The 26,762-nt window shown below is 28.8% G+C and carries 28 protein-coding genes; 21 read left to right on the top strand and 7 right to left on the bottom strand.

The features are described 5' to 3' along the window. The gene (locus BTO18_RS07075; RefSeq protein WP_105015556.1) at positions 1-756 is read right to left on the bottom strand and encodes a hypothetical protein; all 756 of its coding nucleotides are present in this window, start codon (positions 754-756) and stop codon (positions 1-3) included. 155 nt (positions 757-911) lie between these two features. Here BTO18_RS07075 and BTO18_RS07070 point away from each other — a divergent pair, with 155 nt between their 5' ends. From BTO18_RS07070 to BTO18_RS07060, 3 genes are all read left to right on the top strand, one after another. Beyond that, positions 912-1,109, top strand: a complete 198-nt coding sequence (locus BTO18_RS07070) for a hypothetical protein (protein ID WP_105015555.1) — start codon at positions 912-914, stop codon at positions 1,107-1,109. A 487-nt stretch (positions 1,110-1,596) separates the two neighbouring features. Beyond that, positions 1,597-1,944 carry a helix-turn-helix domain-containing protein gene (locus tag BTO18_RS07065; protein ID WP_105015554.1) on the top strand — a complete coding sequence of 116 codons (348 nt, stop codon included), beginning with the start codon at positions 1,597-1,599 and terminating at the stop codon, positions 1,942-1,944. Next, entirely contained in the window at positions 1,944-3,248 is a 1,305-nt protein-coding gene (locus tag BTO18_RS07060) for a type II toxin-antitoxin system HipA family toxin (RefSeq protein ID WP_105015553.1), read from the top strand. Before BTO18_RS07065 ends, BTO18_RS07060 begins: the two co-directional genes overlap by 1 nt. Here the strand turns inward: BTO18_RS07060 and BTO18_RS07055 are convergent. From BTO18_RS07055 to BTO18_RS07040, 4 genes are all read right to left on the bottom strand, one after another. Then, a complete protein-coding gene (locus BTO18_RS07055; RefSeq protein ID WP_105015552.1) occupies positions 3,245-3,841 on the bottom strand; it encodes a CopD family protein in 597 nt (198 codons plus the stop codon). The two genes, BTO18_RS07060 and BTO18_RS07055, sit on opposite strands and share 4 nt — an antisense overlap. 117 nt (positions 3,842-3,958) lie before the next feature. Continuing rightward, entirely contained in the window at positions 3,959-4,975 is a 1,017-nt protein-coding gene (gene hemH, locus BTO18_RS07050; protein WP_105015551.1) for a ferrochelatase, read from the bottom strand. Between the two features lie 35 nt (positions 4,976-5,010). Beyond that, positions 5,011-5,544: a TrmH family RNA methyltransferase gene (locus tag BTO18_RS07045; protein WP_105015550.1), complete on the bottom strand. Its 534-nt coding sequence runs from the start codon at positions 5,542-5,544 to the stop codon at positions 5,011-5,013. Positions 5,545-5,559: 15 nt separating this feature from the next. Next, positions 5,560-6,444: a helix-turn-helix transcriptional regulator gene (locus BTO18_RS07040; protein WP_105015549.1), complete on the bottom strand. Its 885-nt coding sequence runs from the start codon at positions 6,442-6,444 to the stop codon at positions 5,560-5,562. Positions 6,445-6,647: 203 nt separating this feature from the next. Here BTO18_RS07040 and hemA point away from each other — a divergent pair, with 203 nt between their 5' ends. The 18 genes from hemA to BTO18_RS06945 all read left to right on the top strand — a co-directional run bounded on the left by hemA (position 6,648) and on the right by BTO18_RS06945 (position 24,285). Next, complete coding sequence (gene hemA / locus BTO18_RS07035; protein WP_105015548.1) at positions 6,648-7,880, top strand: glutamyl-tRNA reductase; 1,233 nt, start codon at positions 6,648-6,650, stop codon at positions 7,878-7,880. Between the two features lie 9 nt (positions 7,881-7,889). Then, the gene (gene hemC, locus BTO18_RS07030) at positions 7,890-9,482 is read left to right on the top strand and encodes a hydroxymethylbilane synthase (protein ID WP_105015547.1); all 1,593 of its coding nucleotides are present in this window, start codon (positions 7,890-7,892) and stop codon (positions 9,480-9,482) included. Positions 9,483-9,553: 71 nt separating this feature from the next. After that, positions 9,554-9,856, top strand: coding sequence for a GIY-YIG nuclease family protein (locus tag BTO18_RS07025; protein ID WP_105015546.1), 303 nt, complete (start codon positions 9,554-9,556; stop codon positions 9,854-9,856). A gap of 54 nt (positions 9,857-9,910) precedes the next feature. Beyond that, the gene (gene hemB / locus BTO18_RS07020; RefSeq protein WP_105015545.1) at positions 9,911-10,873 is read left to right on the top strand and encodes a porphobilinogen synthase; all 963 of its coding nucleotides are present in this window, start codon (positions 9,911-9,913) and stop codon (positions 10,871-10,873) included. 243 nt (positions 10,874-11,116) lie between these two features. Next, positions 11,117-11,419 (top strand): GIY-YIG nuclease family protein, encoded by a 303-nt coding sequence (locus BTO18_RS07010; protein WP_226789122.1) that lies wholly within the window; start codon positions 11,117-11,119, stop codon positions 11,417-11,419. Between the two features lie 45 nt (positions 11,420-11,464). Beyond that, the gene (hemL, locus tag BTO18_RS07005) at positions 11,465-12,754 is read left to right on the top strand and encodes a glutamate-1-semialdehyde 2,1-aminomutase (RefSeq protein ID WP_105015542.1); all 1,290 of its coding nucleotides are present in this window, start codon (positions 11,465-11,467) and stop codon (positions 12,752-12,754) included. 1 nt (position 12,755) lies between these two features. Continuing rightward, on the top strand, positions 12,756-12,938 hold the full coding sequence (locus tag BTO18_RS07000) for a hypothetical protein (RefSeq protein ID WP_105015541.1): 183 nt from the start codon (positions 12,756-12,758) through the stop codon (positions 12,936-12,938). Between the two features lie 3 nt (positions 12,939-12,941). Next, positions 12,942-13,175, top strand: a complete 234-nt coding sequence (locus tag BTO18_RS17835) for a hypothetical protein (protein WP_105015540.1) — start codon at positions 12,942-12,944, stop codon at positions 13,173-13,175. Next, the gene (gene hemE / locus BTO18_RS06990; protein ID WP_105015539.1) at positions 13,172-14,197 is read left to right on the top strand and encodes a uroporphyrinogen decarboxylase; all 1,026 of its coding nucleotides are present in this window, start codon (positions 13,172-13,174) and stop codon (positions 14,195-14,197) included. Before BTO18_RS17835 ends, hemE begins: the two co-directional genes overlap by 4 nt. After that, complete coding sequence (locus BTO18_RS06985) at positions 14,198-14,686, top strand: DUF6973 domain-containing protein (RefSeq protein WP_105015538.1); 489 nt, start codon at positions 14,198-14,200, stop codon at positions 14,684-14,686. Between the two features lie 50 nt (positions 14,687-14,736). Then, entirely contained in the window at positions 14,737-16,089 is a 1,353-nt protein-coding gene (locus tag BTO18_RS06980) for a TrkH family potassium uptake protein (protein ID WP_105015537.1), read from the top strand. A 2-nt stretch (positions 16,090-16,091) separates the two neighbouring features. Continuing rightward, on the top strand, positions 16,092-16,850 hold the full coding sequence (locus BTO18_RS06975) for an EI24 domain-containing protein (RefSeq protein ID WP_105015536.1): 759 nt from the start codon (positions 16,092-16,094) through the stop codon (positions 16,848-16,850). A 705-nt stretch (positions 16,851-17,555) separates the two neighbouring features. Further along, positions 17,556-18,485 (top strand): oxygen-dependent coproporphyrinogen oxidase, encoded by a 930-nt coding sequence (hemF, locus tag BTO18_RS06970; protein WP_105017526.1) that lies wholly within the window; start codon positions 17,556-17,558, stop codon positions 18,483-18,485. 64 nt (positions 18,486-18,549) lie between these two features. Beyond that, positions 18,550-19,944, top strand: coding sequence for a sensor histidine kinase (locus tag BTO18_RS06965; RefSeq protein ID WP_105015535.1), 1,395 nt, complete (start codon positions 18,550-18,552; stop codon positions 19,942-19,944). Continuing rightward, entirely contained in the window at positions 19,944-20,645 is a 702-nt protein-coding gene (locus tag BTO18_RS06960; RefSeq protein ID WP_105015534.1) for a response regulator transcription factor, read from the top strand. Before BTO18_RS06965 ends, BTO18_RS06960 begins: the two co-directional genes overlap by 1 nt. Before the next feature lie 189 nt (positions 20,646-20,834). Next, complete coding sequence (locus BTO18_RS06955) at positions 20,835-22,079, top strand: S41 family peptidase (RefSeq protein WP_105015533.1); 1,245 nt, start codon at positions 20,835-20,837, stop codon at positions 22,077-22,079. A gap of 117 nt (positions 22,080-22,196) precedes the next feature. Then, on the top strand, positions 22,197-22,745 hold the full coding sequence (locus BTO18_RS06950) for a hypothetical protein (protein WP_105015532.1): 549 nt from the start codon (positions 22,197-22,199) through the stop codon (positions 22,743-22,745). A gap of 190 nt (positions 22,746-22,935) precedes the next feature. Next, positions 22,936-24,285: a dihydrolipoamide acetyltransferase family protein gene (locus BTO18_RS06945; protein WP_105015531.1), complete on the top strand. Its 1,350-nt coding sequence runs from the start codon at positions 22,936-22,938 to the stop codon at positions 24,283-24,285. A gap of 167 nt (positions 24,286-24,452) precedes the next feature. Here the strand turns inward: BTO18_RS06945 and BTO18_RS06940 are convergent, their stop codons facing one another. Next, the gene (locus tag BTO18_RS06940) at positions 24,453-25,334 is read right to left on the bottom strand and encodes a gliding motility protein GldB-related protein (RefSeq protein ID WP_105015530.1); all 882 of its coding nucleotides are present in this window, start codon (positions 25,332-25,334) and stop codon (positions 24,453-24,455) included. Positions 25,335-25,432: 98 nt separating this feature from the next. After that, positions 25,433-26,512 (bottom strand): helix-turn-helix domain-containing protein, encoded by a 1,080-nt coding sequence (locus tag BTO18_RS06935; protein WP_105015529.1) that lies wholly within the window; start codon positions 26,510-26,512, stop codon positions 25,433-25,435. Between the last annotated feature and the right edge of the window lie 250 nt (positions 26,513-26,762).

The following is a 26,762-nucleotide window of genomic DNA, read 5'->3' as shown; positions in this document are numbered from 1 at the left end:
CTATGGAGTATCAACAGTCGCAACAGATAATGCATTGTAAGCACCATTTTTAAGGGCATACATTTCTCCGTTCACTTCCTGATAAAACTCAACTCCAATAACCTGTACTACTTGTAAGGTAGAGTTAGCAGTTATCGTAGCAGATAATGCAATGGCAGCAGTGTCTGCAGCGGTATAGGGTAAAATAGCAGTCGTATCACTCTCAAAAGTTGAGGTTTCATTCTCAAAATCCAATTCGGCAGCACCCATCACTATTTTAAAATGTGTAGTTCCTGCAGGAGCTGCAATTCTAACCACAGGAGAAAAAGCAGCTAAGTCTAAAGTTGCTTCTCCTGTAACTCGATCAAAAGCTTTGGTAAACGGAGCGAATAAAGTTGCTCCTAACTTTCCATTCAAATTGAATTCAAAACCTTCTAAAAGTCCTAGATTGCCATCTTGCAACGTTCTCAATCCTCTTTCGTTAGTCGTATCCGTTTTCGTAATCGCTACTAAAGATTTTGTCAAACGAGAAACCACTCTTTTGTCTTTTGCATTCTGCAAAAGCAAACGAATGGCGTTTCGCAATACTTTACCGCCTTTACCAGCGCGTCCAAATTCAGAACCATTTTCTCGCGTTCTTTGAAACGCAGGATCATTCTGGATTCTGCTTTTGTCTACACCTCCTTTTTCACGAGCGAGGTGTCCATCACTTGTTTTATAAAAAGAAATACCTCCGATAGTTCCTTTTAATTTGATAATTCCTGTTTGTTTTGCCATAAGTATATTTTTTTTGATTTATGACACAAATCAAGTAACTTTATAACCAAGAAAGAAAAAGCAAACTCCATATACTACCATTCCTTCCGATTACGCCAAAAAAATCAAATAAGTAAAGTATGGTATGAGTATGGATAAAGCATAGATAAAGTATGATGAATACAAAAAGAGCTTGCATATATCCAAAAGACATTCAGCGAATCACTGGGCGTAGTGAACGCTATGGACGTAAGTTATTAAATGACATCAAGAATTTTTTAGATAAAGAACCTCATCAGTTTATAACTGTAGATGAGTTTTCAGAATATTCTGGTATTCAGATAGATATAGTAAATCAATATATTATTGATTAAATTATAAGGGACTAATTAGGTGTCAGTATTTAATTGCAACATTGGAAACCCTTATGAATAAAGGGTTTTTCTATTTCGTTTTAGTTCCTCTTTCTCCGCAAAAAAAACCGAAATAAAAGTTTCGGTTTTTTGTTTTTTATATCTTATTAAGATAAAATATCTATTACGCTTACAAAATTTTGCTATGTTCTTTTTTCTACAACAGTAATTTCTTTTCAGCTAAATACAACGCATAAAATATACTACTGTTTGTTTAATAACTATTTTATAAACTTAAAATTTAGTTTTTTATCAAAGCTATTACAAATTATTTGCTCATTATTTTTCTATTTTTCATTATCTTTTCATTCATTATTAATGATTTATAATTCATAATGAATGAATTAAAGTTTTAATAAATTATATTTAATGCATTTTATTTTAAAATCTAATATTAATTTGTATATTTGTATGAAATTTAATTCATTATATCTTTTAAATAATATTTATGAATGATTTAATATACAATAACTGGTATGCAATGAGCGATGAAAACTTATCTAAAAAGATAGGTGAGTTTGTAAAACACCATCGTTTACAGCAAAATAAAACACAATCTGTTATTGCTACACAAGCTAACATTAGTAGATCTACATTAAGTTTGTTAGAGCGTGGAGAAACAGTAACATTGTCTACTTTGCTACGAGTTTTACGTGTACTAGAAGTTTTATATGTTTTAGATGTTTTTAAAGTGACGCAAACCATTAGCCCAATACAGTTGGCGAAAATGCAACAAAACCAAAGAAAAAGAGCTAGTGGTAATATTGCAGCTGAAGAAGATTTAACCGATTGGTAATGATAACAACTGCTTTTATTAAATTATGGGGAAAAACTGTTGGTGCTATTGCTTGGGATGAGAAACAGCAATTAGGTTTTTTTGAATATGATAAAAATTTTCTTGATAAGAAAATAGAAGTAAGTCCACTAAAAATGCCAGTAAATTCTGCACAAACTATTTTTTCTTTTCCAGAATTACGTCCTCCCAAAAATAGTGAATTTAATACATTTAAAGGTTTACCAGGTTTATTAGCAGATACGCTACCAGACGCTTACGGAAATCAATTAATTGATGTTTGGTTGGCACAGCAAGGGCGTCCTGAAAAAAGTATGAATCCTGTGGAGCAACTTTGTTTTATTGGTAAAAGAGCAATGGGTGCTTTAGAGTTTGAGCCTATGCAATTGCAGAATAGTAGCAATGCGTTTACAGTAGAAATAGAAAGTTTGGTAGATGTTGCCAGGAAAATGCTACATAATAGAAGTCAATTTAAGGTAAATGTAAATAAACAGGAAGAAATTGCTATAAAACAGATTATTGCAATTGGTACATCTGCAGGTGGAGCCAGACCAAAAGCGGTTATTGCATACAATAAAAAAACAGGAGAAGTTCGTTCAGGGCAATCTAATGTTCCTAAAGACTTTGAACATTGGTTAATTAAATTAGATGGTGTAAGTGATGTGCAATTGGGAGATACGCAAGGTTATGGACGTGTTGAAATGGCATATTATTTAATGGCAAAAGCTAGTGGAATAAAAATGATGCCTTGTGAGTTGTTAGAAGAAAATGGTAGAGCACATTTTATGACCAAAAGATTTGATAGAGACAAAGGTAATATCAAACACCATATACAAACATTTTGTGCAATGAAACATTTTGACTTTAATTTAATTACAAGTTTTAGTTACGAACAATTGTTTCAAACCATGCGTGAATTACGCTTGACGTATAAAGAAGCAGAAGAGATGTTTAGGCGAATGGTTTTTAATGTATTTGCTAAAAATTGTGATGACCATACTAAAAACTTTTCTTTTATAATGAAGCAAAATCAAAAATGGGAATTGGCACCAGCTTATGATATTTGTTTTGCATATAATCCTACAAGCTATTGGGTAAGTCAGCATGCATTGAGTATTAATGGCAAGCGAAAAGATTTTAGTTTAGATGATTTTCTAAAGGTTGCAAAATCGATGAATATGAAAAAACCAAAACAAATCATAGATACAGTAAGAAATGTAGTCAAAAATTGGAGTAGTTTTGCAGATGAAGTTGGTGTAGATGAAGAAAAAAAACAGATGATTTCAGAGCATTTACTCACTATCTAGATATTGTCCTCATCAGAATCTGTACCTTCTAAAACTTCTCTTTCAGCTTTGTCCCAAGATTTTTTTGCTCTAATTCTTTTGTAAAGTTTGATACTTAACATTAGTAATAGACCAAATAATACAATACCAATAACTCCCCAAATCCAATTAATAGTATTTTTTAAGGTGACTAAAAACACAACAGCAAATAAAATAATTGTGGCTACTTCATTTAAAAGACGTAATCTAAAAGCAGAATATTTAACAATATTTTTCTGTAATTTATTGTAGATATTTTGACAAAATCCGTGATAAAAGTATAGACCTAAAACAAATGCAAGTTTAATATGCATCCAAGGTTCAGATAAGTAATATGGGCTTTCATATAGCATCCAAAAAGCAAAAAAACTGGCTAAAATTGCAGATGGCCAAGTAATAATATACCAAAGGCGTTTGCTCATTAATTTATATTGCGTTTGTAAAATCTCTCTAGCAGGCTCTAATTTATCTTCTGCTTCTGTATGATAAATAAACAGGCGAAGGATATAAAATAAGCCTGAAAACCAGGTAACTACAAAAATAATGTGTAATGCTTTTATGTATAAAAAATCCATAGATTTAAATTAAATTTTAAATTTACACTATTTGTTGGCAAACAAGTTTAGCCCTGATTGAAGTGGCATCCTTTTTTTTTTTTTTTTAAAGATATAATGGAAAGCAGGAAATTGCTTCTAATTATTATTCCAATTTTCAATCCACTCTTTCATTACATTAACCCAGTCATCATTATCATTTAAACAGGGAATATGTTTGTAATGTGTGCCTCCAGCTTCCAAAAACTCTTCTTCACCTTCCATTGCAATTTCTTCTAATGTTTCTAAACAATCAGAAACAAAAGCAGGTGTAATAACAGCTAACTTTTTCTTTCCTTCTTTTGGGAATTTTTCTAACTCAAAATCTGTGTAAGGTTTAAGCCAAGGGTCTTTTAATAATCTAGACTGAAAAGAATTACTCCAAGTACCTTCTTTTAAATCAAGTTCTTTTGCTATTGCTTTTGTAGTTTCAAAACACTGGTGTCTATAACAAGTATAGTGTGCAACAGAATTACGCTCACAACAAGAGCCATCAATTTTACAGTGACTTTTTGTTGGGTCAGATTTTTTAATATGACGTTCTGGAATTCCATGATATGAAAACAAAATATGGTCATATTCAAAATCTTTTAAATGATGTGCAATATTATCACTCATCACTCTAATATAATCTGGCTTTTTATAAAAAGGAGGTAAAGTGTCTAAAATAACACTTGGATAATGTTCAGCTAAAATTTCTTCTGCTTTAGTAACCACAGTTTCGTAAGAAGACATGGCATAATGTGGGTATAAAGGTGCTAAAAAGATTTCTGTTACTCCTTTATCAACCAAATTTTTAATGCCTTTTTCCATACTCATACTTCCATAACGCATTGCTAACTCAATTGGAATATCAATTTTTTGTTTTAGTTTTTCTGTAAACCGTTCAGAAATTACAACTAAAGGTGAGCCTTCATCCCACCAAATTTTTTTGTAAGCTTTAGCAGATTTTTTTGGTCTAAAGTTTAAGATAATTCCTTTAATTAATACGTAGCGTTTCCAATATGGAATATCGATAACACGTTCGTCCATCAAAAACTCATCTAAATACGTTTTTACATCTTTAATGTTAGTAGAATCTGGTGATCCTAAATTGTTTAATAATACTCCTTTCATTAAAATAAGTTTCAAAGTTTAGAGTTTCAAAGTTTTTAATTTGAAACTCTAATATTTTTATTTTTGCTTACTGCTAACTGATTCGTAGCTTCATAAAGCGTAATCGCTAAACTATGTACCACATTTATACTTGAATTACGACCATACATTGGGATTGCAATTGTATAATCCATCAATTTAACATCTTCAATTCCATTGCGTTCACTACCCAAAAGTAATACGATTTTTTCATGATTTTCAAATTTAAAATCTTGAATATTGATGCTTTTATCAGTAATTTCTATGCCAATAATTGTATTGCCTTCTTCTTTTAATTGGTGTATGATTTTTGAAAAATCACTGTAAAAATCATAGTCAATTTGATTAATTGTATTTCTCGCAGTTTTAATTACTTTTCGGTTATTTAGTTTTGGAGAATCCTTATGAAAATAAATTTTCTCAACTCCAAAACTTTCAGAAATACGAAAACACATTCCAATATTTTCTGGGGTTCTAATAGCATCACAAACAATAGTTATTGGGAACTTCTGTTGCTTATTTTTAATATCGTAATGTGTAAGTTGTTTCACTCTTTTAATTTTCTTCTAACTTTTAAGACTCATTACATATTTCTTTGGTGTTGTGCCAAATTTCTTTTTAAATGCTGCAATAAAATGACTTGCAGTACTATAACCAACTCTCATTCCTACTTCATTAACGTTATATTGATTCGATTCTAATAATCTACGAGCATGCTCCATTTTATAATCAAACAAAAAACTAAAAACAGTGTCTCCATATATTTGTTTAAACCCTTCTTTTAACTTTTTGATATTTAACCCTATTTCATTTGCTAATTCTTGCAAACTAGGTGGTTCAGCCATTCTGTCAATTATTATTTCTTTGGCTTTTCTAATTTTGAGTACATTTTGTTCGTCAACTAAAAAAGGACAATATTCGCCTTCAGTATTTTCTTCCTTTCGAAAATGTAAACTCAACAACTCATAAACTTTTCCTTTTACATAGAGTTCACGAATAGAGCTATTGATATTAGAGTTTATAATTTGTTGTAAAACAATAGAAACAGTAGGTTTTATTTCTGTATCATCATAATATTTTCGGTTACTATTTTCATCACTTAAAAAAGGGATATAACCAGATTCTTTAGAAAAAAGCGAGTGGAATTTTTCAATAGAAATTAACAAAGAAACCAATGTGGTTTTTGGTTGGTTTTCTAAATGTATGGGTAATTTTCTCTGCGGATTATATAATAGAATAGATCTGCCATCTAAAACATCAAAAGAATATGATCCATTATTAAATAAAAATTTAGAATTACCTCTCAAACAAAAGTGAATTTGAATAAAAGTACTGTCAATATTCCTTTCAAAAACCTGAATATTTTTGCTTTCATTCTGAAAATGAAGTACATAAAACCCTTTCTCTAATGTAATTTCTTCAAAAGTACTTTCTCCGACATTTTTGAACATAATCTAAAACTTAATTTCGTTTCTTTTTATTTAGAATGATTCTATATAATATTCTTTTAAAACCTTGCTAACACTGCAAAAATAAGGATTTTTGAAAGTTTTTTTGTAAAAAATCATCTAAAAATCATCTAACGTTATTAAAAGTACTTTTAGCGATATTTTTTTATATGTATTGTTCCTAATTTTGTTTCAGTTTAAATTTTATGATAAATAATCAAAAACATTTCTACAATATTGGTGTCAGTTACAAAAAAGCTGATGCTAAAACTCGTGGGAAATTTTCATTGTCAAAAGAAAACCAAATTGCTTTATTAGAAAAAGCAAAAGAGAATTCTATTGAAGGTGTTTTTGTAATATCTACATGTAATAGAACAGAAATTTCAGGTTTTGCAGAAAGACCATGTCATTTAATTGAATTATTGTGTGAATTTTCAGAAGGTAGTATTCAAGAATTTTCTAATATTTCTTTCATTTATAAAAATGAGGAGGCTGTAAATCATTTATTTAGAATTGGCACAGGTTTAGAAAGTCAGATTTTAGGTGATTATGAAATTGTTGGTCAGTTGAGGCAAGCTTTTAAACTAGCTAAAAAGTTAAATACAACAAACAGTTATTTAGAACGTTTACTCAATTCAGTTTTACAAGCCAGTAAAAGAGTTAAAAATGATACTAAATTGAGTTCTGGAACCACTTCAGTTTCTTATGCAGCTGTTCAATACTTAATTAAAAACTTACCAGATTATAATTCTAAAAATATTGTTGTATTTGGTTTAGGGAAAATGGGTAAGCATACCTGTAAAAATTTAGCAGAGTACACACAAAATAAACAGGTTTGTTTAATCAATAGAACAGAAGAAAAAGCTACTCAATTTGTAAGAGAACATGCTTCAATTCGAAAATCTGTTATCGAAAATTTAACAGAAGAGATTTATAATGCTGATGTATTAATTGTATCTACTGGAGCTGATAAACCTACAATTACTCAAGAACACATTACAAAAGATAAACAATTGCTGATTTTAGATTTATCCATGCCAGAAAATGTAGATAAGCAAGTAAATCAATTCGATAATATTACTTTAGTAAATGTTGATGAGCTGTCTAAAATTACCTTCGAAACTTTGGCAAAACGCCAAAAGGAAATTCCTTTTGCAGAAAGCATAATAGAAACGCATAAGTCTGAATTTAATAGTTGGGTAAACCATAGAAAATTTACGCCAACAATTACAGCCTTAAAAGAATCTTTAGAAAGCATCAAGAATGATGAAATTAATTTTCAAAAAAAGAAAATTAATAATTTTGATGAAGATCAAGCAGAAATCTTAACTTCACGTATCATTCAAAAAATTACAACACAGTTTGTGAAACATTTAAAAGCGGAAGATACGTCTGTTTCAGAAAGTATTCAAGTGATAAATAAGGTGTTTCAACACTAAAATAAATTCATGCAAAAAATTATTAGAATAGGAACTCGCGAAAGTCAACTGGCTCTTTGGCAAGCCAATAAAGTGCGCAAAGAGTTAGAAGAGTTAGGTTACGAATCTGAAATTGTTCCTATAAAATCTACAGGAGATATTATTCTTGATAAACCCTTGTATGAGCTCGGAATTACTGGAGTTTTTACAAAGAATTTAGACATTGCTATGTTAAATGGTGATATAGATATTGCTGTACATTCTCTAAAAGATGTGCCTACAGTTTTACCTGAAGGTATAGTACAAGGTGCTGTTTTAAAGCGTGCAAATTATAATGATATTTTAGTTTTAAAAGACACAGAGGAGTTTTTTGGGCAACCAAATGGAATTATTGCAACTGGTAGTTTACGAAGAAAAGCAATGTGGTTAAATCGTTACCCAACCCATAAAGTAGTTGATTTAAGAGGTAATGTAAATACGCGTTTGCAAAAATTAGAAGACAGTGAAACTTGGAATGGAGCTGTTTTTGCAGCTGCAGGACTAGAAAGAATTGGTAAAAGACCAAAAGGAGCAATCAATCTTTCATGGATGATTCCTGCACCAGCTCAGGGAGCAATCATGATTGCATGTTTAGAAAAAGATCAATTTATAATAGATGCTTGTGAGCAATTAAATCATTATGAAACACAAGTTTGTGTAGGAATTGAAAGAGAATTTTTAAATCAATTAGAAGGTGGTTGTACAGCTCCAATTGGTGCTCTAGCTTATGTTGATGAAAAAACAGAAGAAATTAATTTTAAAGGAGTTTTATTAAAAAAAGACGGTTCTAAAAAAATTACAGTTACCAAAACTGCAAAAATGGGAAGACACAGATATTTAGCAAAAGACTGTGCAGATTATATAATTAATAGAGGAGGAAAAGAGTTGATTTTAGCAGATATGCAAGGTGAATCTTTAATAAATCATAAAATATTTTCTACCAAAAAATTATCCGAAGCTCAAAAACAAATCTTATCAAACACTATTGGCGTAGAAGATAGTGATTTTATTAAAATTCGCTTTAATAGAATTTCTCCAAAAGTAATGAAATCTGAAAACGAAAACGTTATTATTACTAGTCAAAATGGAGTGGAAGCAATTTTAAACTCGTTTACCAAAAATGAAATTAATTTTAACGATATTTATTGTGTAGGTAGAAGAACAAAGAAACTGATTGAAAATAGAATAGGTAAGGTAACTCATGTAGCAAAAAATGCTAAAAAATTAGCAGAATATTTATCAGAAAATATTAAAACCAAAGAGGTAACATACTTCTGTTCTGATTTGCGTTTAGATATTTTACCTGCTTATTTAAAGATGAAAGACATAATTGTAAACGAAGTTGAAGCTTACAAAACAATGTTAAGTCCAGATAAATTAGATGATGATGTTTCTGGAGTTTTGTTTTACAGTCCTTCTGGAATTGAAAGTTATTTACAAAAAAATACAACAGATAAAATTGCTTTTTGTATTGGAGAAACCACTGCAAAAGAAGCAAGAAAATATTTTGAAAATGTTCAAGTAGCTAATTTACCAAGTGTAGATTCAGTTTTAGAGTTGGTAAATAGTTATTTTTCAAAATAGTAATAAAAAAGTAAATAAAAATGCTGTCATTCCTGCGTAGGTAGGAATCTCTAGATAAAAAGAAAAAATAATTGTTTAAAACTCAACATCAATATTATGTGTATATAATCACAAATAAAAAAGATGGGGTTTTATACATTGGTGTTTCAAATGATTTGAAAAGAAGAATATTTGAACACAAAAATAAGTTAATTAAAGGTTTTTCAGAAAGATATAATTTAGATAAACTAATTTATTTTGAGGTTTTTCAATATGTTTCTGATGCTATTAAGAGAGAAAAAAATCTCAAAAATTGGAAAAGACAATGGAAAATTAATTTAATAGTTGAAGATAATGCTGATTGTAATGATTTGTCAGAAGATTGGTTTGATTGAAAATGAGATTCCTGCCTACGCAGGAATGACAGACTATTAAAAAAATAGGTTAAGATGAATAGAACTCGCAGACTTCGTGCAAAAGAAGGCGTAAGAAGATTGGTCAAAGAAACCAGACTTTCTGTTAATGATTTTATATACCCACTATTTATTGAAGAAGGGGAAAATATCGAAACAGAAATTGTTTCTATGCCAGGAATCAAACGTTGGTCTTTAGATACAATTTCTAAAGAATTAGATGAGGTTGTTGCTTTAAATATTCCAGCAGTTTTGTTGTTTGGAATTCCTTCAGAAAAAGATGATGTTGGCACAGAAACTTGGAATGATAATGGAATTATGCAACAGGCGATTCGTTTTATCAAAAAAAACTATCCAAGTTTATATGTAATTACTGATGTTTGTTTTTGTGAATATACTTCTCATGGACATTGTGGTGTTTTATGTGATAATGATGTAGATAATGATGCAACATTAGTCAATTTAGCAAAGCAAGTTATTTCTCACGCAAAAGCAGGAGTAGATATGGTTGCACCATCAGGAATGATGGATGGTACAATAGATATGGTTCGTCAATCTTTAGACAATTCAGGTTTTGTAAACTTGCCAATTATGGCATATTCTGTAAAATATGCATCTGCTTTTTATGGACCTTTTAGAGATGCTGCAGATTCTGCACCGACTTTCGGAGACAGAAGAACCTATCAAATGGATCCATCAAACAGAGATGAAGGAATGCGTGAAGCCACTTTTGATGATCAAGAAGGAGCAGATATTTTAATGGTGAAACCAGCTTTATCATATTTGGACATCATAAGAGATTTAAAAAATAATTTTGACAGACCAATTGCCTGCTACAATGTAAGTGGTGAATATGCCATGGTAAAAGCTGCTGCAGAAAAAGGTTGGATTGATGGTGAAAAAGTAATGATGGAAAGTTTACTATCTATGAAAAGAGCAGGTGCAGATATTATCATTACATATTTTGCTAAAGAAGCAGCTAGAATTTTAAATAAATGATTAAAAGAATAATATTATTTATTTCTTTTTTGAATTTCCTCTATTTTTTATTAGAGGGAGGTTATGAGTTTTATGAATATGTCATAGGAATAAACAATGAAAATGCAATAATAAGTGTAATTTGGATTGTTATTTCATTATTCTTTTTAAAAGTATTTATTGAAGTTAAAAAAAGCGACAGAATATATTAAATACGCTGTCATTCCTGCGTAGGCAGGAATCTCAGTTTAAATGTTTGCAAAATTGTTCAAAACACAACATCAATATTATGTATATATCATTACAAATAAAAAAGATGAAGTATTATACGTTGGTGTCACTAATGATTTAGAAAGAAGAATGTTTGAACATAAAAATAAGTTAGTTGAAGGTTTTTCTTCAAGATACAATTTAGATAAGTTAATTTATTTTGAAGCTTATCAGTTTATAAATGATGCTATAAAAAGAGAAAAGAACATAAAGAAATGGAAAAGAGAATGGAAAATAAATTTAATAGTTGAAGATAATCCAGATTGGAAAGATTTATCAGAAGATTGGTTTGATTAATAAAGAGATTCCTGCCTACGCAGGAATGACAGAAATCGAAGAAAAATGAAATTTAAAAAATCAGAAAAACTATATAAAAAAGGATTAAAAAACTTGGTTGGAGCTGTAAATTCTCCTGTAAGAGCATTTTCATCAGTTGGTGGAAATCCGTTGTTTATTAAAAAAGCAAAAGGAAGTAAAATTTACGATGTTGATGGAAATGAATATGTAGATTTAGTCGTTTCTTATGGACCAATGATTTTGGGCCACAGACATAAAAAAGTAGAAAAAGCAGCAAAAAAAGCCTTAAAAAATGGCTATTCTTTTGGGGCATCTACAGAAGCAGAAATAAAACTCGCAAAAATAGTTTGTGATGCTTTTCCAGAAATGGATAAAGTCCGTTTTGTAAACTCGGGTACTGAAGCTGTTTTAAGCGGAATTCGTTTGGCAAGAGCGTTTACTGGAAAAGATAAAATCATCAAATTTTCGGGTTGTTATCATGGACATCAAGATGCGTTGTTAGTTGCAGCAGGTTCTGGTTTAGCTACATTAAGTTTACCTGGTTCTAAAGGAGTTCCTGAAGGAGCAGTAAAAAATACATTAATTGCAGAATACAATAATTTAGAAAGTGTAGAAAAACACTTCGAAAACGATGATAATATTGCAGGAGTAATTATTGAACCAATTGGTGGAAATATGGGCGTTGTAATTCCTCAAAATAATTTCTTAAAAGATTTAAAAGAATTAGCTAACAAAAACGGAGCTGTTTTGATTGCAGATGAGGTTATGACAGGTTTTAGATCTACGTTTGGTGGTGCTCAAGAAAAATTAGGAGTTATAGCAGATATCACGTGTTTAGGTAAAGTTATTGGAGGAGGTTTTCCAGTGGGAGCTTATGGAGCTAGAAACGAGATTATGGAAAACGTTGCACCTATAGGAGGAATGTATCAAGCAGGGACTTTAAGTGGAAATCCAATTGCAATGGCTGGTGGAATATCAACTTTAACAGAGTTGAAGAAACAAAATCCTTATGATAAATTTGAGGAAATAGGAAATATTATAGAAATCATTTTATTAGAAACTGCAAAGAAATACAATGTAGATTTAGTAGTAAACAGATTTGGTTCTATGATGAATCCTTTCTTTACAGAAAGTAAGGTTACGAATTTTGAAGAAGCTCAAACTTCTGATACAGAGAAATTTGGTGTTTTCTTTTGGGAAATGATAAAAAACGGTGTGTTTTTACCTCCAAGTCAGTTTGAAGCTTGGTTCTTAAATTCTGCAATTTGTGATAAAGATATTAAAGTGATTGCAAATGCTGTAGATAAAGCTATGTTAGCAGTTTCGAAAATTTAAAATGGACTCTATAAAAATCATATCTATAGTTTCGATTACACTACAATTCATTTCTTTTTGGTTGGCAGCTCCAGAAGTTTTAGGAATTGAATGGTTAAAAAAAACAGAATCATTAATAAGAAAAGGAATATTAGCAATACCAAATATTGTTTTAGGAATTTTAGGAATGATTGTAGGATATTAATTTATGGAAGGTGTGGATGATTTAAATTACTACATTTTAGTTCCAGCAATTTTATTACTAATTCTATCATTAGTTTTTGCAAAAAAGATAAAAAAAATATTAGATTTAAAAATAACAGCACCAATTTTAAAGAAGTTAATTATAAACGATAGTTTTAGGTTTACTTTATTAAAAACTGCAGCAATGTTATTTACTTTAGGCTTTGTATTACAAATTATTACAATTATTTACCAATGATAAAAAACGATTTATTTTTAAGAGCATTAAAAGGAGAAACTGTAGATAGACCACCAGTTTGGATGATGAGACAAGCAGGTAGATATTTGCCAGAGTTTATGGAAATCAAACACAAGTACGATTTCTTTACGCGTTGTCAAACTCCAGAATTGGCGTCAGAAATTACAGTTCAGCCTATCAGAAGATATGGAATGGATGCTGCTATTTTGTTTTCTGATATTTTGGTAATTCCACAAGCAATGAATATTGAGGTAGAAATGAAACCAAACTTTGGTCCATATTTACCAAATCCAATTCGTTCTCAAAAAGATTTAGATTCGGTAATTATTCCTGATATTCAAGATGCTTTAGGTTATGTAATGAATGCCATAAAAGCCACCAAAGAAAAGCTAAATAATGAAATTCCGTTAATTGGTTTTGCAGGCTCGCCTTGGACAATTTTGTGTTATTGTGTGCAAGGTCAAGGTTCTAAAAACTTTGATAAAGCCAAGGAATTATGTTTTACAAATCCGATTTTAGCCCATTCATTACTGCAGAAAATTACAGATACAACCATTACCTATTTAAAGGCAAAAGTTGAGGCTGGAGTTGATGCTGTTCAGGTTTTTGATTCTTGGGGAGGAATGTTGTCTCCAGTAGATTATCAAGAATTTTCTTGGCAATATATGCAGCAGATTATCGATGCTTTAAAAGATAATGCTCCTGTAATTGCCTTCGGAAAAGGGTGTTGGTTTGCATTAAATGAAATGGCTAAATCTGGTGCTTCAGCTTTGGGTGTAGATTGGACTTGTTCTGCAAGAAACGCACGTTATTTATCAGGAGGTAAAATTACTTTACAAGGTAACTTTGATCCTTCAAGATTATTCTCTCCTCCAAAAGAGATTAAAAAAATGGTTACTCAAATGATTAATGAGTTTGGTAAAGACAAGTACATTGTAAATTTAGGTCATGGAATTCTACCAAATATTCCGTTAGATAATGCCAAAGCATTTGTAGATGCTGTAAAAGAATATAAAAAGTAGATGTCTTTTAAGGAAATTATTAAAACTATTAAAATAGGCCAATTTAAACAACTTGTTATATGGTTTTTTAAACATCCTTTTTTTTTAGTGTCAGCAGTTTTTGCAACATTACAAACTTTAAAAATTGCTCAAAAAGAATTTCCAAATATTCACGGTAATCATAATAAAGCAAATGCTTTTAGACATGCTCTATGGAACATCCTTATAGCAAAAAAATGTAGAATATTTAGTGATAATTTGAATAAAGTGGTTAACTGGACTACCACATTTACGGATTGGCATGAAGATTTTGTTATTAATGATGAATTACCAAGACTTATGGATTTGCATAATAATGCAGTTGGTAGAAAATTATTTTTAGCATGGAAAGACGAAAAAACAAAAACAATTGCCAAATTACTAAAAATGGAATTGACTAATGCAAAGCTGATTATAACAAAAGAAGGCTTTAATGGTGTTAATAATAATAGTTTAGTTTTTCTAGAATAATTCTTTTTTTAGGTATTAAATTTGTAAAACATCAAAATTTTTTATTTAATATGAAATCATTAAAAAGATTGTCTCAAAAATATATCCTTTTAAAAAAGGGATGGACTCCACAACAAAATCTTTTTTATGGTTTTTTTACATATATAATTTTAGGGGGTTTATTATTGTGTCTACCATTTTTTCAAAAAATTTCAGTACCAATATTAGACCATTTTTTTATTGCAACTTCTGCAGTATCTACGACTGGCTTGGTTACAGTTTCTGTTTTTGATACTTATAATTTTTTTGGTCAATTTATAGTAATGTCTTTATTTCAATTAGGAGGCATAGGATATTTAACATTTACAACATTTATGTTGTTATCAACTACAAGAAAGCTTACAAAATGGCATAGAAAAATACTCTCAACAGAATTTACACTCCCAAAAACCATTCAGATTAAAGATTTTTTAAAATCTGTAATTCTATTTACTGTAATTATGGAAACTATTGGAGCCATATTATTTTTTATTGCTTTTAAAAATGAAGGTATGCCATTTTGGGATGCAATTTGGTTTTCAATTTTTCATAGTATTAGCACTTTTTGTACAGCTGGTTTTAGTCTTTTTAATAATAGCTTTATAAATTATGTAGATAGTAATTTTATCAACTTTATTATATCTATGTTAGCAATTTGTGGCTCTTTAGGATTTATAGTAATTACAGATTTTGGGCTGATGGTAAAAGATAAATCTCATAAATTGAGTTTTACTACAAAAATTGTTCTTTATGGTTTTATAGTATTATTAACTTTCGGAACAGGATTTTTCTATTTTTTTGAGCCTTCTATTACTGTATTAGATTCTGGTTCAAGATTTTTGGCGTCTTTTTTTCAATGTATGACAGCAATGACTACTGTTGGCTTTAATACCCTTGATTTTGGTGGTTTCTCTCAAGCAATGGTTTTAATTTGTATCATATTAATGTATGTTGGAGCCTCACCATCTGGAACTGCTGGTGGTATAAAAATCACAACTTTAACAGCTGTTTTTTCAATACTTAAAAGTCGAATTAGAGGTAGCAAGCATATCACTTTTTTAGGAAGAATAATTCCCTATGAGCGTTTGTATATTGCAACATCAGCATTTATTTTTTATACAGTAATTATTGTTTTAGGGACGTTTTTTATTACCTTTTCTGATGATTTTGCCTTTAAAGATATTTTATTTGAAGTAGCTTCTGCTCTAGGCACAGTTGGTATTAGTAGAGGAATAACTGGAGATTTGTCTAATTTTGCAAAGGTTGTTGTTATAGTATTGATGTTTATTGGACGTTTAGGAGTATTGACTTTTGGTTTAGCAATATGGTCAAAAAACATTACTGATGAAAAACATAAAATTTTAGAGGAAGATATAGCTGTATAAATATGATTAAGAATATAATTTTAGGTATTAAAGAATATACAGGAGCATTAGCACTTATTTCAAAATTAAAACTTTGGAGGTATTTTATAATCCCTATATTAATTAGTATAGCTACTGCTATTTTTATTGGGTTAGAAGTATATGCTTTATCTGATAATATAGGAGCTTTTATCTCAAAAATTTGGATTTGGGATTGGGGAAAAGAGACTTTTACAAGTATCAGTAACTTTGTAGGTGGATTAATTATTTTAGTTATTGGTTTAATTTTGTATAAGCATATTGTTATGGCTTTATCAGCACCGTTTATGAGTCCTGTATCAGAAAAGATTGAAAAATACTTATATGGTGATGTAAAACATAAGCATAGAAATACTTCTAATGCAGATCAATTAATAAGAGGTTTAAGGATCAATATTAGAAATTTAGCCAAAGAACTGTTGATTTCAATTCCAATTCTGTTGTTGAAATTTATTCCAATTGTTAATATATTTTCAACTTTATTACTGTTTTTAGTTCAGGCATATTATGCAGGTTTTGGAAATATGGATTATACGTTAGAACGCCATTTAAATTATAATGACAGTATAAAATTTGTTGATAGAAATAAGGGGTTTGCCATTGGTAATGGAATTGTATTTATGCTCTTTTTGTTAATACCAGTAATTGGGATAATTATAGTGCTACCACTTTCAGTTACTGCTGCATCAACAAAAACACTGAAGATTTTACATGGAAATACACAAATAGTTTATGAAAAATAAATTTTTGTTAGATTTTGCATTAGTAGAAATAACAACATTATTTGATGTTATAAACTTACTCATCCTGCAAGGTTTCCAAAACCTTGTAGGTATATAGAAAGTAAACAAATGAAATTAGAAAAGTTAGAAAAATACAAATATTATCATATTTATAACAGAGGTATAAATGGAACTCCAATTTTTAACGATGAAGAAAATATGTATTATTTTCTCAAATTAGTTGACAAATACCTCTCTGAAAAGGTAACTTTTCTATCTTATTGTTTATTAAAAAATCATTATCACTTTTTGATAAGGGTAGATGTTGAGGAAAAATTGGTAACACAAGCTTTTTCTAATTTGTTTAATGCTTATGCAAAAGCTTATAATAAAGAACAAAATCGTACAGGTAGTTTGTTTGAAAAACACTTTAAAAGAAAGCACATTTCTTCTGAAGAATATTTAAAAAATACAATATTGTACATTCATAAAAATCCCGAAAACCATAAAGTTATTTCTGATTTTTCTCAATATGCATTTTCGTCTTATTCAAATATAGTTAAAGATAGTACTACTCTAATAAATAAAAAAGAAGTAATTTCTTTGTTTGATGATTTAGATAATTTCAAATTCTGTCATTCTAACGATTTGATTAATTTAGACCTTCAAGGTTTTGAGAACCTTGAAGGAAAAGGAAGTAATAATACCTACAAGGTTTTAGAAACCTTGCAGGATAATAAAGTCAGTTTTAAAAATAAATTTTTTAGTTACATAGAAAACCTTCAAGATGCAATTACTTCCAAATTAGAAGAAGTTGATGGTAGAGCAATATTTAAAGAAGATATCTGGAAACGTAATGAAGGTGGAGGAGGTAGAACAAGAGTAATTGAAAATGGAGGTATTTTTGAAAAAGGTGGAGTAAATATCTCCAAAGTTTTTGGTGAATTACCAGAACCATTAAAAAAGCAGTTTGATGTTAAAGAAGGTGATTTTTTTGCCTGTGGTTTGAGTTTAGTCTTGCATCCAACTAATCCTTTTGTGCCAACAGTACATGCAAATTGGCGTTATTTTGAAATGTATGATGAAGCTGGAAACATTGTAACCCAATGGTTTGGTGGAGGTCAAGATTTAACGCCCTATTATTTGTTTGATGAAGATGCAGTTCATTTTCATACAATTTGTAAAACAGCTTGTGATAAACACCATTCAGCATTTTATCCAAAATTTAAAGAGACCTGTGATAACTATTTCTGGAACGCACACAGAAATGAAGCCAGAGGAATTGGAGGTCTATTTTTTGATTATTTAAAAGAAACAAAAGAATTTACTATTGAAGATAGATATAATTTTGTAATCGAAGTTGGAAATAGCTTTTTAGAAAGCTATGTGCCAATTGTTGAAAAAAGAAAAAATATTGGATTTACTAAAGCACATAAAGATTGGCAAGAAGTAAGAAGAGGAAGATATGTAGAGTTCAATTTGGTACACGATAGAGGAACACTTTTTGGACTCAAAACAAATGGTAGAATCGAGAGTATTTTAATGAGTTTGCCACCAATTGTGCAATGGAAATACAATCATCAACCAGAAGAAAACTCTGAAGAAGCTAGATTATTATCAATTTTAACTAAACCTAAAGATTGGGTTAATATGTAAGTTAATACAAGGTTAACGCATCTTCATTTTATCAAAATAGAAAACTATTTTTATATTTTTGATTATGCATAAAAAAATTAGACCATTAATTATTGTCTCAATTATAGGTTTGTTAGCCCTTTCTTTAATCCAAGCCTACCTAATTAACAATACTTATAAACTAGAGAAAGCAGCTTTTATATCAGAAACTAGAAAATCTATTTCTAGGATTGATGATTTATCTCCAAATCTTGATACAATTAATGACATATGGCAAGATAATTTTTTAAATATTATAACTGATTATAAGCTGAAGTTGATAAAAAAAAATCAAGTTCTTCAAAAATTTGATTCAGTTACAAACACAATTAACAAACTATATATAGATAGCTATCAAAGAGATTTAAAAGAAAGAGATATTGCCTATAACCTCAAATTTCAAAAAGTTGTAAAAACCATTATTTTATTAGATTCAACAAAAAATGATACGCTTTTTATATCAGATAAAAAGCAAGTATTTCATCTATTAGGAGATCAATTTTCTTTAGATGATGGGCATAAAGTAAGTAGTTCTTTATGGTTAACAGACCATAGTTCAGATAGACTCGTAAATGGTAAAATGAAAGAAGTTGAATTTGATTTACAATTTGAAACTGAAGACAGAATGAATATTGATGGCTGGAAACGTATAGTTCTAGGTAGAATGACAGTATTATTGTTAATATCAATACTAATTTTTTTACTAGTTTTTGGCCTATTATTTTATGCAATTAAAAGTTTTATCACCCAAAAGAAAATTGCAGATGTTAAAACAGATTTTGTAAATAACATTACACACGAACTAAAAACACCATTATCAACCTTAACTTTAGCTACTAAAATGCTAAAATCTGATACAGTAATAGCTTCATCAGAAATGTCTAAAGGCATTGTAAATACTGTAGAGAGACAAAATGTTAGATTGCAAAAATTAATCGATCAAGTATTAAATAATTCTTTAGGATATCAAGAAATTACATTAAACAAAAAATCTGTTAAAACAACAGCATATTTAAATAGTATTATAGATGATTTTAAATTGTCTTTAGATAATGATGATATTCAAATTAAAAAACAATTCGTTATTGATAAAGATATTGAAATTGATAAATTTTACTTTACAACAGCAGTTTTAAATATTCTAGAAAATGCTATTAAATATGGAAAAGGGAATACAGAAATTTTGATTGAAGCTAAAATTGTTAACACTAATTTTAAAGTGATGATTTCTGATAATGGAATTGGAATTCCGAAAAAAGAACTCAAATTTTTATTTGATAAATTTTATAGAGTTGGTAATAAAGAAGTGCATAATGTAAAAGGATTGGGTATAGGTTTGTACTACACAAATCAAATTATTAAAGCACATAAAGGAGAAATTTTAGTGGATAGTCAAGTTGATAAAGGCACAACATTTACAATAACAATTCCAATAACATAATGATAAAAGGTAAACATATTTTATTGGCAGAAGATGATGCAGATTTTGGTAATATTTTAAAACAATATTTACAGATGTCTGGGTTTTCTGTAGAATGGTCAAAAAATGGAGAAGAAGCTTTGCAAACTTTTACAAAAGGTAATTTTAATATTTGTGTTTTTGATGTAATGATGCCTAAAAAGGATGGTTTTACACTTGCAGAAGAAATCATAGAAATTAATCCTGAAATTCCATTTATTTTTCTCACAGCAAGAAAAATGAAAGAAGACAAAATAAAAGGTTTAAAATTAGGGGCAGACGATTATGTAGTAAAACCTTTTGAAGCTGATGAATTAGTGCTTCGTTTGAATAATATTCTAAAAAGAACACAAAAATCAACTGCTAAAATTACAAGTGAAGAAATTATTACTATTGGTAATTATCAATTTAACACAAAAAGGCTTGAACTAAAGAATAATGATACCATTCAAAGAGTCACAGAAAAAGAAGGTGAGTTGATAAAATTCTTATTTCATCATAAAAACCAATTGTTAAAAAGAGAAGAAATTTTAAACGCAGTTTGGCAAAATGATGATTTTTTCTCTGGTAGAAGTATGGATGTTTTTATAAGCCGACTTCGAAAATACTTTAAAAAAGATCCATCAATTTCTATTGAAAGCATTCGTGGAATAGGTTTGGAGTTTACTGTTAATGAAGCTTAATTTTGATAAATAAAATTTTTTAGTAGAATTTTTACCATTGAAAAACGAGATTTCTTTTGTAATATTTCGTTCCTAACTTTTTATAAAGTATAAACGTATTCATTAATGTTAATGCACGGTTAACGCTTACTAAATCAATCAAATTTAAATTTTCTCTTAATAGTTTTGAACTATCAAAAATTATTAAAGATGAAAACTTCAAAACTATGTATTGCATTATTTTTTATTTCAAATATTACTTTTTCTCAAAACAAAAGTTTATCAAATAGCATTGATATAAGCCAAGTAAAACAAGATTTTAATATTCTAATAGATAACATTAAAAACTACTATTTGTATTTAGATGAAGATGTTGTTGATTTAAATTGTATCAAAAATTATTATTCAAACCAAATTAAAGATTTAAAAACTTTAGAAGAAGTTACGTTGTTTTTTGAGCATATTTTGTATGAATTTCATGACAATCACTTTTTGTTAAATACAAATAATAATAAATCTTACAGAACATTCTCGCCAATTTATTTATCAGAAAAAAACAATAAATTTTTTATAGAAAATGTCTGGGCATCAAACATTATGAACTTAAAAACAAATATTTTAAAAGCAGAAGTTATATCTTTTAATGGAGTTGATTACAATAAGGCAATTCAAGATTTTCCTATTTTTTGTACTGATAAAACCAATCCAAAAGTAAGGGCATATATTATCAATAAAATAATTTACGGAACATATAACAACCCAAGAATTTTAAAGCTAAAATTAACAAATGGTACTTACTTTACATTAGATATTGATAAACTTATTCTCAAAAATACATCATCATTAATATCAACTAAAACCATTAATAATATTGGAGTTATAACTATAAATAATTCTCTTGGTAATAATAAATTAATATCGGTTTTTGATAAGGCATTAAACGAATTATCTAACACAAAAGCAATTATTTTAGACTTAAGAAACACGGTAAGTGGAGGAAATACTTACGTTGCAAAAGGTATTATGAGTAGGTTTATTGGTAAAGAAAAACCTTATCAAAAGCATTTATTATTAGAAAGCTTTGACAGCCAACCAAAAATAAAAAGAACCTTTGTGGAATATGTAACTCCAAGAGGAATACAATATAAAAAAACATTAATAGTCTTATCTGGAAGATGGACAGGGAGTATGGGAGAGGGTTTAACTATTGGTTTAGATGGTTTGAAAAGAGCAACTATAATAGGCACAGAAATGCGAAAATTATTAGGTGCTGTGTATACAATACCTCTTAAAAATTTCTCTTTTGCTTATAATATGCCAGCTGAAAAATTATTTCATATTAATAGTACTCCAAGAGAAGATTTTATACCAGAGAATTATGTAAATCAAACTAAAATTGATAAAGATGAGTTCTTAAGTATAGCAATAAAAATCATCAATATCAATAAAAATTAATAGTTAAATTTTAAACCAAGATAATTAACGTTAATGCTAGGTTAACGGTCTGTTTTTATATGGTTTAACTAAAATTCGATTTTACATTTGTACCATAATCATAAAAAAACAAAAACCATGAAACAATTATTTTTAACAGTAGCAATTAGTTTATTTTTCTTATCATGTGGTAATGCACAGACACCAAAAACTCCAGAAACTCCCAAAAAACAGACTTCGTATTCTATTACTTTTGATACAGATGATAAAGAATCGAACTCATCAGTTTCAATAAAAAGAAATGATAATATTTATAAGTTTACAGCAAAATTTCACGAGAGTAAAACAGGTAATTTAAAGAAAATGTTGGTAGATAAATTAGAGAAGTCGAATCTTACAGTTAGTGGAGGCACTTATAGATGGATTAAAAAAGAAAATGGAGAAAAGTTATACGATTGTAAATTAACAGATAACACATTGCGTATTTATGTAGATAAAGAATACGCAAACAATCAAATTATAACCATGATTGATGAACTTGGCATTTTATTAAAAGATGCAATTTCTGGCACAGATTCTAAAGAACAAGCAAAGAAAGATGCTGAAAGAGAATTGAAAAGAGCAGAAAGAGCGTTGGCTAAAGCAAAAAAAGAGTTAGAAAGAGCTAAAAGAAGAGTAAGTAATTAGAAACTTTCTATTGAATAAAGTTTAATTTTTTAAGCTTATAAATGATTAAAATTTAAAATTTAATTATTTATAAGCTTTTATTTTGTGAATAATATAATTGTAAAATATTTTTAACTACATTTTTTGAAATAAAAATTAATAAAATTTCATCCCTTTTTTGTACTTTTGCAGTCTGTTAAAAGCATCAAAAATGGCGAGATTCGAATTAAAGTTACCTAAAATGGGTGAAAGTGTTGCAGAAGCAACAATTACTTCTTGGCTAAAAGAGGTAGGAGATACTATTGAGTTGGATGAAGCTGTTGTAGAAATTGCTACAGATAAAGTAGATTCTGAAGTACCAAGTGAAGTTGAAGGAACTTTAGTAGAAATATTATTTGAAAAAGATGCTATTGTTGCTGTTGGTGACACAATTGCTGTTATAGAAACTGAAGGCGAAGATTCAAGTTCCACTAACATTTCGAGTACAGTCGAGAAATCTTCAATTGAAGAATCTCAACTAAAGGAAGTAGAAAAAACTATCGAAAAAGCCATTGAAGTTAAAAATATACCAATCACTAAAACATCAGATTCTGGTAGGTTTTACTCGCCATTAGTAAGAAATATTGCAGAAACTGAAGGCGTTTCTATGGAAGAATTAGAAACTATTACTGGCACAGGTAAAGAAGGTAGAGTTACTAAAAATGATATTTTAGGATATTTAGAAAATAGAGGCAGCTCTTCAAAAGTAAATGCTCCTGTCATTGCGAACGAAGTGAAGCAATCTCAAAAAACAGATACTCCAAAACAAGAATCTAAACCAGCACCAAAAGCAGCTCCAGTTTCAGTAAATGGAGGAGACGAAATTATAGAAATGAGTAGAATGGGTAAGCTGATAGCCAAACACATGGTTGCTTCAGTACAAACCTCTGCTCATGTACAATCGTTTATAGAAATTGATGTGACAAACATCGTAAAATGGAGAAGTAAAGTTAAAGATGCTTTCTTTAAAAGAGAAGGAGAGAAGCTAACGTTTACACCAATTTTAATGCAAGCTGTTGCTTCTACCATTAAAAAATACCCGTTAATTAATATTATGGTTGATGGTGATAACATCATCAAAAAGAAAAATATAAATTTAGGAATGGCTGCTGCTTTGCCTGATGGAAATTTAATTGTACCTGTTATAAAAAATGCAGACCAGTTAAATTTGGTAGGGATGACAAAATCTGTAAACGATTTGGCAACTAGGGCAAGAAACAATGCCTTAAAACCAGATGAAATTCAAGATGGTACTTATACTGTAACAAATGTTGGTAGTTTTGGTTCTGTTATGGGTACCCCAATTATAAACCAACCACAAGTAGCTATTTTAGCTTTAGGAGCTATTCGTAAAGTACCAGCAGTTATTGAAACTCCAGAAGGTGATTTTATAGGGATAAGACAAAAAATGTTTGTGTCACATTCTTACGATCATAGAGTTGTAAATGGTGCTTTAGGAGGTATGTTTATAAAAACTTTAAAAGAAACTTTAGAAGCTTGGGATGTAAACCAAGATTTTTAAAAACTATAAAATATAGAGGCAAAAAAGAGCTTGGTTTTCCAAGCTCTTTTTTAATTTTAAAAAAGATTTTTGAAGTAAAATAAGAATTAGCAATAAATTATATTATGGGTTAAGGTATTTTTTAGTAATACTAATAAAATTTCTACATATTTGTTTCCTCTATAATTTTATTGTTTTATATATTTTTCTAAATAACCACTTTCCTTAAGAAATTCTGTTGGTTCTTTAATGTTTAAAATATCTTTTATAGCTTGTTTCTTATCAGGTGTTTTTTCGAAATATGATTTAGTTATTTTATAACCAATCCAGTAGCCTAGATCATTAGGTCTATTATCTTTTCCGCTTGTTCCATACAACCAATCGTTATAATCTTTACTATCCATTACTTTTACAAATTCCTTGCAAAGTGCTTCTTCATTTTTATTACCATAATTAAAAGGGACTAAATTTATGTGTTTACCAGAAATTAATTCTCCAATAAAATCTGCACTACCCTCAATTATAGATTGTTTTAGAAGATTATCTTTACCTGAAATATTTTGTTGATAGTGTATAAGTTCATGAGAAACTAACCCAGTAAGTCCATCTAAATTTTTTAGCATTTCAGATCCTATTAGCAATCCTTTATCTGTCACAGTTCCACCAGTGGTAAACATTCCAACAGCAAAATATACTGGTGGGAACTTTGCAATTGGATACCATTTTTTCATTTGTTTGTAAGCATCTTTAATCTCATTTTCTTTTTTGTACAAACTATCCAAAACATTTCTTGATTTTAAATAGTCCTTTTTTCTTTCCTTAACAGTTTTATAAAGAACTTTTGAATCAAAATAACCCACTAAAGGACTTAACCCTTCTGATGCGTTTTTCAAATAATAGTCAAAAGGATTTCCTTTTATTTTTTCTATTTTATCAAATGCTTGCCAAAATCTTTCAAAATCTTCTGTGATAAATTTTGCTTCTAATGGGGTTTCCGCAAAATTTTCTTGACTTTTAATAACGGTTTGTATTCCAAAAAGGAAAATAAATAAGATAAATGTATTTTTCATAAAAAGTAGTATTAAGACCACAAAACAATGATTTTTCTATCTCTTAAAGGTCTTAAAATAAAGTTTTGATGTCCAAAAACATGTTTCTGGACATATTTTTATCTTTTTAAAAAACTTGAAGGATTTTTTCCAGTAGTTGCCTTGAAAATACTATTAAAAGAAGATTTGGAGTTGAAGCCAGATTCCATAGCAATGCCAATAAGTGTTTTATTACTTTCTTTTGGATCTTTAATTCTTTGAATTACATCAGCCACTCTAAAAGAATTTACAAATGAGGTAAAAGTAGTATTATGATAAGCTTTAATGATGCTTGAAACATAACGTTCAGGTAAATTGAGATGAGTCGAAACATCTTTCAATGACAGTTTCTTTTGCTTAAATATCTTTTCATTTTCAAAAATATTTTTTAGTCTTTTTAGTTCTTTTTCGTCATCATACTGTGAAAATTTTTCTCTAATGATTTCATTTTTCAAAATTTTGGGAATATCAAAAAATGATGGTTTAAAATAACCAATATAACCAAGCATAAAGAGGAAAAGTAATAGTGTTACTTCTATAAAAGTAAAGAGTTGAACATTAAAAATTGTAATCAATATCCAAAATATTGTTAAGAGTGAAAAAATAGAAAAAAAGATATATAGTTTTGAAATCTGTAGAAATTTATTTTTAGCATTTGAATTTTTTTTAAGACGATTATTTAATCTATTCAATTCCTTTGCAAAAATAACCAACACAAAAATCATTGCAATTACAGGAACTATTTCGGTTAAAGTAAACCAAACAGAATTTTCTATTAAACTGTAATTTGCTCTCATCAATTTATTATAGTAAAATGAAAATAATTCTACTATTATTTCAATAAATGCTGGTGCAAAAAGAAGATAGTGTTTCGATTTAAGTTGAAATGTAGGTCTGGTGTTAAATTTCAAAAAAAACCATAAAGCAGGTGGAAATGATAAATAAGAACCTAATACCCAAAAAGGAAATGAATTTTCAATACTGTGATATGATGCTCTTATTGCCCAAGTATTTAAAATTTCTAGGGTAACTATAGTAGTAATTATGCCAAGAAAAAAATTCGAGTAGTTTTTCTTTAATATAGATGAAAGCAAAGCAATACTCAACAATAAACCCTGACCAGAAACTAATAAAAGTATGATTTGTTCAAAGGTTTTCATTTTATTTGATATTATATTTCGAATACTTTACAGCTCTTTTTTGATATACTGAATTTTAATTCATTATAATCAGAATTAGCGAATTTCGGTCTTTTTACTTAGAAAGTCAAAAAGAAAAACTCCAAAATTTGGTTGTAATACTGAATCACTTTTCATTTCATTGATTTTATAATGATTTTCTATAAAAGATTAGAAACCAATACTTTTAGAAATTGATTTAGAAGAAGGATAAAAGTTTAATTTTAGTCGT

Source organism: Polaribacter porphyrae (assembly GCF_002954685.1).
In the GTDB taxonomy this organism is placed as follows: Bacteria; Bacteroidota; Bacteroidia; order Flavobacteriales; family Flavobacteriaceae; genus Polaribacter; species Polaribacter porphyrae.
This window is presented reverse-complemented; position numbering and strand designations above follow the sequence as displayed.